6 protein-coding genes and 1 pseudogene are annotated in these 6,954 nt (G+C 31.6%); 1 reads left to right on the forward strand and 6 read right to left on the reverse strand.

Annotated features, from left to right (window positions below):
- A pseudogene (locus WFK35_RS19095) lies at positions 1–614 on the forward strand (MFS transporter); the annotation flags it as partial.
- Positions 615–1,054: 440 nt separating this feature from the next.
- Here WFK35_RS19095 and WFK35_RS19100 read toward each other — a convergent pair.
- The 6 genes from WFK35_RS19100 to WFK35_RS19125 form a co-directional block, all read right to left on the reverse strand.
- Positions 1,055–1,888: a M23 family metallopeptidase gene (locus tag WFK35_RS19100; RefSeq protein WP_336733927.1), complete on the reverse strand. Its 834-nt coding sequence runs from the start codon at positions 1,886–1,888 to the stop codon at positions 1,055–1,057.
- A gap of 121 nt (positions 1,889–2,009) precedes the next feature.
- Complete coding sequence (locus tag WFK35_RS19105) at positions 2,010–2,639, reverse strand: hypothetical protein (RefSeq protein ID WP_336733929.1); 630 nt, start codon at positions 2,637–2,639, stop codon at positions 2,010–2,012.
- An 87-nt stretch (positions 2,640–2,726) separates the two neighbouring features.
- Positions 2,727–3,497 (reverse strand): hypothetical protein, encoded by a 771-nt coding sequence (locus WFK35_RS19110; protein WP_336733931.1) that lies wholly within the window; start codon positions 3,495–3,497, stop codon positions 2,727–2,729.
- The gene (locus WFK35_RS19115) at positions 3,494–3,997 is read right to left on the reverse strand and encodes a hypothetical protein (protein ID WP_336733933.1); all 504 of its coding nucleotides are present in this window, start codon (positions 3,995–3,997) and stop codon (positions 3,494–3,496) included. Before WFK35_RS19115 ends, WFK35_RS19110 begins: the two co-directional genes overlap by 4 nt.
- A 13-nt stretch (positions 3,998–4,010) precedes the next feature.
- Positions 4,011–6,041 carry a hypothetical protein gene (locus WFK35_RS19120; protein WP_336733935.1) on the reverse strand — a complete coding sequence of 677 codons (2,031 nt, stop codon included), beginning with the start codon at positions 6,039–6,041 and terminating at the stop codon, positions 4,011–4,013.
- A 498-nt stretch (positions 6,042–6,539) separates the two neighbouring features.
- On the reverse strand, positions 6,540–6,954 hold a 415-nt coding region (locus tag WFK35_RS19125), incomplete at its 5' end, for a hypothetical protein (RefSeq protein WP_336733937.1).

A 6,954-nucleotide genomic window follows, 5' to 3' on the forward strand; every position in this document is an offset into this window, starting at 1 on the left:
TCATGATGCCGATTATTGGAAGACTGCTTTCAAAAGGAGCGAAACAGCAGATTTTGGTTTCACTGGGATTATTTATCTTCTTTATCTACAGTTTCTGGGGATATAAAATATTAACTCCGGACACAGGAAAAGATGCCTTCTTCTGGATGCTGATTGTAAGAGGAGCCGGATTGGGTTTACTTTTTATTCCGATCACCTCGCTTTCCTTAAGTACATTGAAAGGGCAGGAAATCGGACAGGGAGCAGCATTTACAGGAATGATGAGACAGCTTGGAGGTTCCTTCGGAATTGCGGCGATCACAACATTCATTGCCAATGCGAGTCAGAAATACAGAGTGAATCTTATTTCGCACCTTGACCAGACCGATTTTGCCGTACAGCAAAGGTTACAGGCTCTGAAAGGCAGTTTTATGGCAAAAGGAATGACTCCCGATGCTGCAATGAACGCCGCCTACAAAATGCTCGATCTTTCTGTAACGAAACAGGCAACCGTACTTTCTTACATGGATGTTTTCCTTTATCTTGGGGTAATCTTCCTTGTCTGTATTCCGTTCATCTTATTTATTAAGGAACGAAAAAGCAAAGAGAAGATTGATCTGAGTGGGGTGCATTAATTAAAGCGCCAAAAATTTCTAATTGAATATAATAAAACCGCAGAGATTTTCTGCGGTTTTTCATTTTTACTTTATCTTTCTGTAAATTTTGTAAACAAAATAGACAAGCAGGATTAACAATAGAAACATAAGTGTTTGTATTGCGAATAGTCCAAAACTGAATTCTTCTATATGTATTTCCATAATTTTATTATCAGATCATCTTTTAATTCATGATGATATAGCTTAAGATTAATGCGAAGAGTAAAAATAGCCCGAGAAAAAGATAACCAAGCGATTGATTTCCTTTTTTAAACTCTCTGATTGAAATAACCAGTGCATATAAGAGAAGAGAAACGATACCTGTAACTATAATTATTATGACAATAATTAATAGGAAAAATAGTATGATCATCGTTTATTATATATAAATTACAGAAATATTCTACGGTTTTATCATGCTAATATTCTTTTGAATATGTTTTCTTTTCGGTTAGATATTCTGTTTTATTTCCATCTCCTGTCCTGAAAAGTGTTTTAACGGTTTTTCTTTGTTTCTCTCCTGTATTGCTCGGAAGATAACAGGTAAAATGTAAATGAGGTCCGTTGCTCCAGCCTGTGTTTCCGCTGAATCCTATTATCTGGTTCTTTTTTACATTTTCTCCGATATTTACTTTAGCTCCGTTTTGTTTTAAATGAAAATATTGCGCAATAGTTCCGTCAGAGTGTAAAATAGAAATATAGTTACCCAGTTTGGCGCAATCCTTTGTAGGACATCCCTGATTGTTGTTTTGTATAACATCAATCACTAATCCCTCTCTTGAAGCTGTTATTTCTGTTCCTTCAGGCATGGTAAAATCTAATGAATATTCATTTTGATGAGAAAATGTTCCGTTATATCCCTGATAGACGTTGAAAGATTTTCCTTTTTGGAAAGGAAGATCATATTTATAATCAGAATCATAAGATTTTAAAGTGATATCGCCAATGTATTTAGAATAGCCCGGCATTTTTTTGATACCCCATCTTTTTGTTTTATCATTTACAATAAAGTAGGTTACTTTATTCTTAACAGATTTTGGAGGAAGCACCCGAATCGTATTAAAAATTTCAGGTTTTCTCATGTTTTCCAATTCCGGCTGACCGGAAAACACTATCGATGTAGGGTAAATTTCAAGATTATCGATATAATAAATAATGGTGTCTTTCTTCTGCTCATAGTACATTTTTACATTTTTTTGTGAAAACAGCAATGCAAATGGAAAGAGTAGAGTAAGAATAAGTGTTTTTTTCATTTCGTATTTTTTAGTTTATTTTATATTATTCGTCGATTCTACATTTAAGCAACAAAATATATAGAGCTTTTTATAAAACCGCAGAAAATCTCTGCGGTGTTTATTATTTCGATATATATTACTAATAAACTAAGTAAAAAGGTACTATCTGTAGTTTTGTGAGAATTGGCAGACTAAAGTCTTTTTTAATCTTCTTATAATTTGAACTGCAATTTGATTGTAAATCAAAAATTCCAATCTCATTTGGGATTTTTTCTTTTGATAATTCTTCTTTATTTAAGATAACAATATCACTTTTTAAACATTCTTTTTGTACAGGAACTATTTCAACCTCACTTTTATCCTTTATAAAATAGAATTCAAATGTGTTGGAATCTATTTTGAAACCATTTATTCTTTTATATCTTAATAAATATTTTTCAATCTTATCTTTTGAATATTTTAAAACTAATTTTTCTTCAACATCTTCTTCAGAATTTTTACTCACAATATAAAATGAATAAAATTTAATTTCTTTGAAATTAATTTCTTCAAATACATCTGTATATATTCTTTTTTCCTTTGTTTTAAAATACTCATTAAAAGCTGTAACATCTTTTTTTAGAGACCCCTTTTCATTAAAATCTTTCCATAAAGGCTGTTTTATTGAAACTGTGTGTTTGTTTATAATTAAAGAATCATTAAAATTCTTCATTGCTGACACATTTTTGCTAATTAGCATAAGTAATAAAATGACTAATGTTTTTTTCATCTTTTAAATTGTTGATTTATTTAATATTTATAAATTTACTATTGTCTTACGCGACTTAAAACCGCAGAAAATATCTGCGGTTTTCTTTTAATTAAAATCGTGTAAAGCTATTTTCCTAATCATACCCGGAACCAGAGAACTTCTTTGTTTTATGTATAAAGGATAATATTTTTCCAATATTTCCTTCACTTTAAACGCAGGATGATATATGGATCTTATTTCCACTGTTACCCACATTTCCGACTCTATTAGCTCTATTTTATCTGGAAATTCAGGCATTCCGTCAATTTTACGATGTTTAAAAATTTTAGAATAAGAACATTTTATTTTGAAGCATTGTATTCCGGATATTTTTTTCTTCTCATCTCTAAACTCTTGTATTTTTAAATCTTTTATTCGTTCAAAAATATAGGAATATTCCTGTATCCCGTTGTAAGGATATTCAAAATATTCTTTCCCTTTAGAAAAATCAGTAAATACAGGATATTTCAGTATATCGTTGTTTTCTTTTGTTTCCCATCGTTTCCAGATATTTTCATCTACATTTTTGTAATGATAGACTACAATAGAATTATCCAAATCCTTCTGTGATAAAGAATTAATTATACTGTCAGATTTTTTTTTATCTATTGCTTTTGTCTTTGCTTTTCTGCCTAAAGACTCAAAAAGTCCATCCATCAGTAAACCCATCTCACTTTCAAATTTTACCATTGCCTCTTCCTGTCCCTTCCTGTATTCTTCTAAGTTGGTAATAGAATCTTTTTGAGTAAAAGAAATATCTTTAAAAGATAAATTTTTATTCTGAGAATAAAATAAACCCCACATGAAAACCATCAATAATATTAAATGTTTTCTCATTTTTTTATTTTTATGTAACGTAAATAATCTCCTTCTCTATACTTCATATTATTTTCTTTTGTGGCTTCAACAAATGGTGTATAAATAAGTAGAACAAGTGCACTATCATTTTTACGATAATAAATATCAATTGTTCCCCCACCATTGAAGTCTTGAACATATGTATGTAAACCTAAACTCGGATTTTTTTCTTTAAAATCATTGATATAGTTAGTTTTAAATTTAAAATTACCATAATTAATATTTCTATCCTTATAATTAATTTTATTTGCTAAAACGAATGATGTATCTTTTTTTATTTCAAGAAAAAAATTCACTGTATCACTAATCTTATATCTTTTTTTAGAATCTTTATCAAGTTTATATGTTCCAACTAATTCATTAAAGGGAAGTTCTTTTTTAGGATTAGCTTTAATAAACCTAGAATCAAATGTTGCTTGTGGTCCATCACTACAAGAATATAAAAAAGTTAAAATAATGATAAAAAGGTATTTTTTCATAATATATTTACTTTTAAGGAATAGTTATAATTTCATACCATCCAAACGTTTCGCCAATGGTCCCGCCAAGATGAATTCCTTGTCCTCTTGGTTTGTCTGGAATTATACTGTCATTTGTAGAGTCGCCATCATAATCATTCAATCCACGTGTTCCTGATTCCCAACCTGTTTTGTTTCTAACAATGAAAGTTAATTTATATTGACTATTGCCTAATGATGTTATGTGAACTGTTGTTTGATAAGAACCCAAACAGTACTGAAGTCCATCTAGCTCTTTTATGGTGTCAACCATCGCATCAAATCCAAATCCCCAGTTTCCACCATAAGTATTTAAATTTCCTAACTTTATTTGCTTGATTACTTCAGATCTTAAAAAATTGATAGAACCAGGGCTTAAGCTTCCGTCTGCTAAAGTTTTATGATTTGTTAGATACCTCATTTGATTAAGTTGGTTAGGGATTCCTGAAATTACATAATCTGTACCTGCAAAACCAATAGTAGGAATGGGGCTATAACCAGCGGTAGTGTTTACAGGAAAATTTCCATATTCAAAAAGCCAGCATAGTACAATATCTTTCCACTGCATAGTATTAGGATTTGTATTGAATGTATTTGCAAAAGCCAGTTCTGCTTTAAGTTCCGCTAACTTTAAATTAATTAGGGGAATGTTCAGTGCAGGAAAATATGCATCAGCAAATTCATATATCCACCTTCCTAATTTTACAGCCAGTACAATATTCGTTTTTACATAAGATTTCATTGCTTCTTTTACCAAATTCCATCCAATCCAATTATTCTGTAAAGAAGAAGTCGTTCCATTTTTATCTGCGATTAGATATTCTGTAACCATTTTAGCCATTGAATTTGCCATTTGAAATTCATTGTTATCTGCAGGATTAAAATTTGAAAACTTTATTTTCTGTAAGTCGTTTGGATGTTGTAAAAAATAATCTTTTGCATCTGGATTTTCTTGCAAAAACTGGTGGGCAAAAGATAAAAAAGGCAGCAACTGTTCCCAAGTACTTGTCGGATTGTCATTAAAATATTTTAATGTGAATTTACTCAAAATACTTACCTCTGCATACTCATCTCCCAACAAATAAGGTGTAAAAGGATACAATCCTAAATTCTGCAAATAAAGATAAATTTGAAGTCTCAGATTATCATTTGCGTTAATCTGGGTAATCTCGGTTGGGTTAAGATTAAGATAATTAAGAAGTTTATTGGTATGGGGAACAAATTCAATCTCATAATAAGGAGCAGAAGAATAAATAGAAAGAAAAGCCGGGGAATTGTCTCCGTTTGTATTCTGAGAACCTTGCGAGCCACTGTCTCCTGTTGTACTTCCTAATGGGCTTCCTCCTCCTTCGGAATTACAGTTAGGATTATACTGCGCACTTATGATATCGTGAGGAATATAAGTTTTTTCTACACTGCAATACTGTCCGTTACTGTGATTTCCCTGATGCCCGCAATTGAAAGTAGTAACCGTAAACGTTGTACAGCCTAAAGTAAAGGTGTCTATATACATTAATAAAGAGTTCCCGTTTCCGTCTGAAGAGCCGATCAGTTTTTCAAGCTGATAAGAGTTGGGATCAATTTTCAGATCAGACAGTCTTTTGTATTTAAGAATATAACGGTCTTTAATTTCATTATTTACGTATTTTAAAACAAGCTTCTGCTCAAATTCTTTGGAAGAGCTTCCGGCAATATGGAAGCTGTAGTATTTTGCATTTAGGTAATCTACCTCCTCAAAGACATCGGTATATACTTCTACTCCTTCTATGGTTGAATTTTTGGAGAGGGCTGCTGAAGACGATGAGCCCTTTTGTTTTAAGAAATTATTAACGGCTTCCACATTCTGCTTAAGAAAACTATTACTTAAATAATCCTGCTTAAACAGTTTTTTGGTAACCACATTATCTTTTGTAAAACTATCTGAGTTTTGAAGAGAATTTTCACTGTTTACATAGTCGAGCTCCTCACGGCAGCCAAAGAGAAAGAATGCTAATGCCATTAGCATTATGAAATAAGATTTTTTCATTTTGTTATTAATTTTTTTCGAGTGTTAAATTATAATTTTTTTTGATATTTCAACATAGGGAGAATCCTATATTTTACATTTTTTGTCTTACGGTTTATTTTATCCCGACCTATTCAGTGTTTTCATCGTTTTCAGATTTTTTAATTAAACATTTTCATGTGCAAAAATAAATTTGCGGTACGGCAAAAAGCTGTCGTATTAATTTTAATAAAAAGCCTTAGACAAAAATCAATCGGGAGATAGAATCATGTAAAAGGCACGGAGCAAAAGCCGATCTGACAAAGAGGTACTGCGAAGAACCCAAAGACCAAGAAAGACTCCGCCCGTGCCAGTTATAGGTACACGGGCGTAAGTCTATCAAAATTTGGTCTTTTAAGAAGGTTCGCAGTTTTCTTTGTTCCAAATTGATAGCTTACGCTTGTTTCGTTAAAATTATGGATGCTAATATAGAAATAAAAAATATTACTTTTTATAACGCATCAAAATTTTTTTCAAAGGTTATCCTTTATTTTGGGTATCATCTATAGATTTGTTCTTTCTGGAAGAATTTACCATAGCAATAAGGTTTTCAAGAGTATATTCCGAAGCCTTCTGCTCTCCCTGAAATATAATTTTCCCCAATCTTGCCACGTCACTTATATAGACATAAAGCTCCCTGTAAATCCCTTTGTTGGCAGAGGTAAAGGTTTTCCTCTGCTGTTGATAGCTGCTCTGCTCATTGCTTTTTGTGGTAATGGCATCAAACGCATTTTGCAGCACAGTTTCGGTATCGGCTTTCATTCTGTAGGATGTTAATAGAGCGTTTTGGGCTGCAACAACATCTTTCAGAGATTTAAGCCCCATCAGGACGCCTTCAAAATTTCTTTTGTTTACTTTTTTCAGTACCTCGCTGGTTAAAGAATTTTTTATTCCC

It is taken from the genome of Chryseobacterium sp. VD8 (genome assembly GCF_037149975.1).
GTDB classification, from domain to species: domain Bacteria; phylum Bacteroidota; class Bacteroidia; order Flavobacteriales; family Weeksellaceae; genus Chryseobacterium; species Chryseobacterium indicum.